2 protein-coding genes are annotated in these 1431 nt (G+C 43.0%); both read right to left on the bottom strand.

The window, feature by feature from the left end; genetic code table 11:
- Positions 1-136 precede the first annotated feature (136 nt).
- Positions 137-985, bottom strand: a complete 849-nt coding sequence (locus tag DWZ82_RS14875) for a hypothetical protein (protein WP_118481405.1) — start codon at positions 983-985, stop codon at positions 137-139.
- A gap of 260 nt (positions 986-1245) precedes the next feature.
- Positions 1246-1431: hypothetical protein (locus DWZ82_RS15295; RefSeq protein ID WP_199667528.1), on the bottom strand; the 186-nt coding region annotated here is incomplete at its 5' end.

The following is a 1431-nucleotide window of genomic DNA, read 5'->3' on the forward strand; positions in this document are numbered from 1 at the left end:
ATTCTAATGTTGGCGATTGAACGTCAAATCATGCTGTTTAAGCAGGCTCAAACACCCTGCAGCAGGCCGTTAGAACGAAAATTATAAATGATGATAAAAGAGAAAATTTGCCTGCATGCGCTGATGAGAAATAGATTTATGACTTGAATGAAATACATCCTGTCTCCATCTCCTCAAACTTTCCCAACAATTTAATAAACTCAAATTTTTTAATTCTGCAATCTTTCTGAACGGCTGCGAGCGAAACGCAGCCGTTCGCCTTTTTCGCGATACGGCGCAGCTTCTTTTTCGTCTTTTCGCGGTACTTGGAGGCATTGATACGGTCCAGCAGCTCGGGAAGCGAAACCGGGTCAAAGTGCATCATATGCAGCCGGTGGAGAAACTTATGCTGCTGATTTTCAACCTGAGAGCCAAGTTCGATCAGCTGACTTTCCCAGTCTTTAGCCTTAGTCAACTTGGTGATTTTCGAACGACCAAACCGCAATTCCAGTCGAAGAATATGCTCGTCAATCTTGATATCATGCCGTTTCTCAAGCTCATACGATTTATCATAAACTGAGAAAGCACAGCTTTTAGACTTATTCTCAATCGTCCACGAATGCTTATTGGCTCCCTTGAATTGCTCATCGGAATTTGAATATTGGCCGAATTTAATCACACTATAGTGAGGGATAGGAAAGGATTTCTTGAAAATATCAATACGGTCTTGAACATCAGCCCTGTGTTTGTAATACAGATTGCAGGTCAAATCATACCGCGACAGCTTAAACTCTTTGAGCCGCCGGTCAACGCCGATTTTATCAAGGATATTCCGCAGACGGTGCTTTATCTGCTGAACAGACTCTTTGTCAGCCTGAAATAATGCGATCGGTTTATATGTACCGGCGAGCAACAAAGACGGGTTAATAATCAGTATCAGCCAGCACGGATGTGAAATAGACTGACCAAGCTGTATCTCAACACCAATGTCCTTGAACTGTGGCATCTGGTAATACGACGAAAGACCTAATTTCCCTTTGTTGGTACGAATGCACTCATTTTATTCAATAATGTTCTGTATTTTGGAATATTTGCATTGTAATTTCAACGAAAAGGTGTGGATACCGTACTTGTTCGTAATCATTTGCTATTCCTCCGTTTCTGTGCGCAGACTGTGCAACGCTTGCAGGTTTTCGTTTCGTGCTGGCCTTGGTATTCGAGAATATCGCTTACCATACAATTATTGCTATTGATAAAATCGTGTACCTAGCTCAGTTTTGCCTTTATTGTTTTCGCAGCTTTGGGTGACTGCTTTTTCGCCTTCTTGATAAAGCTGTTTGAGATTGCCTCATCATCGCCGTTCTGATCGTAGAAAAGAACGCAGTGTGCCTTGCGTCCGTCGCGTCCCGCTCGGCCAATCTGCTGGATGTAATCCGTCATGCTGATCGGTGC

Origin of the sequence: Butyricicoccus sp. AF35-5AC (genome assembly GCF_003477715.1) — a bacterium.
In the GTDB taxonomy this organism is placed as follows: Bacteria; Bacillota; Clostridia; order Oscillospirales; family Butyricicoccaceae; genus Agathobaculum; species Agathobaculum butyriciproducens.